Source organism: Kitasatospora sp. MBT63, assembly GCF_000710465.2.
Taxonomy (GTDB): Bacteria; Actinomycetota; Actinomycetes; order Streptomycetales; family Streptomycetaceae; genus Kitasatospora.
Map to the genome: position 1 here is coordinate 1 of NZ_JAIZ01000046.1, position 1,584 is coordinate 1,584.

At 61.2% G+C, this 1,584-nt stretch carries 1 protein-coding gene; it reads left to right on the forward strand.

What is annotated here, in order from left to right; translation table 11 throughout:
• Positions 1–272: 272 nt before the first annotated feature.
• Positions 273–1,584 (forward strand): beta-propeller fold lactonase family protein (locus tag AA75_RS03075; protein WP_158515432.1); only part of this gene is annotated, 1,312 nt, incomplete at its 3' end.

Sequence of the window (1,584 nt, forward strand, 5' to 3'; positions counted from 1 at the left end):
CTACAGGCGCGTCCGAGCTTTGTGTTAGCTCCTCTAAGAACGAGTGTCCGAGATCACGGGGAAACTTCAAGGAGCGTCACCCTTCTTCATCGCACCGCCACTGTTGCTCGTCGTCTCGACTCCTGAGGAACCAGCCGTTCGGCGTCGGCGACGCGGTGATGGCCAAGGTTCATCCTGTAACTCGTCCGGTTGGGGGAGGTCCGACTTCGGGATGACTGGTTCGATGGTGACGTAAATCTGTGTGGCGTACATCGATTCCAATGAGGTCATCCATGGGTTCCTGGCAGTTCTCGATCAACCGTCGTAATGTTCTAGCAGCGCTGTCGATACCGATCGCCGCTGTCGGAGTTCCCATGGTCATGGCGTCGCCCGGCGCGGCGCTGGAAAATTCTTCAGCCGTGGTGGCCTCGAAGGACTCGGCCGAGGTGCCTACCGTGGAAATCGAGCTGCCAGCCCGGCTGAAGACTGCGGGTGATATCCCAGTAGGTAAGGTCCCGCAGAACGTGACAGTTCTGCCCGATGGTAAGCACGCGTATGTCACTAATTCGAGTTCCAAGAGCGTGTCGGTGATCGACACTGCCACAAAGGCAGTCGTCAAGACCATCCCGGTCGGCAGCGTTCCGCTCTGGATGGCCGCCAGTCCTGACGGCTCACTTCTGTACGTGACGAACAACGGCGCCAACGGCGACGACGGCGTCGGCACCACGGTGTCCGTGATCGACACCGCCACCGACACCGTCACCAAAACGCTCACATCCGGTAAGGGACCAATCGGCATCGTGGTGTCACCTGACGGGGCTCGTGCCTACGTCGTCAACTACACGGATGGGACGGTATCGGTCATCGACACCGCTCATGGCAGCACCGAGGCGACCGTAAGTGTCGGCGCGGGCCCCATGATGGCGGCGATCACTCCGGACGGCAGCCGGCTGTACGTGACTACCAGCAGTGACAAGGTGTCCGTGATCGATACTGCTACCAACACCGTCACTGGGTCCGTAGAGGTGGGGAAGAACCCGCAGGGTGTCGTCATTTCTCCCGACGGACGGTACGCCTACGTCGCGAACCAGAGTTCCAACACGGTGTCCGTGATCGATACCGCCACCGACACTGTCACCAGTGTTCTCCCGGCCGGCAACCAGCCGTCAGCTCTCGCGCTAACGCCGTGGGCCGACCACCTCATCGTGACCAACAATTCGTCCACCCCAGACGAGCCCAGCTCGGTGTCAGTGCTGGACACGTTTACCGGCGAACTGGTCAAGGGGAGCAGCATTACGACGGGAAAGGGCCCGTACGGGGCGGCGGTGACCGAATCCGGAACGCTTTTCGTTGCCAACACGATTTCCAACACCGTGACTGCGGCCCAGCTTCCCCAGTCTATGGTGGGAAACGCGAAGGGCGTGTCGACCTCTTTCGATCGTAAGATCGCCGTCTCCTCGAACATCGTTGAGAGCACCGCTTCCATCTTCGGAATCTCCGCTGAGGGCCCGGACGCGGGCCGGGACGTTTCCACGGGCCGATCCCCGAGTGCGGTAACGACCTCGTCCGACGGTAAGCGGGCGTATGTGGCGAACCGGGCGGATG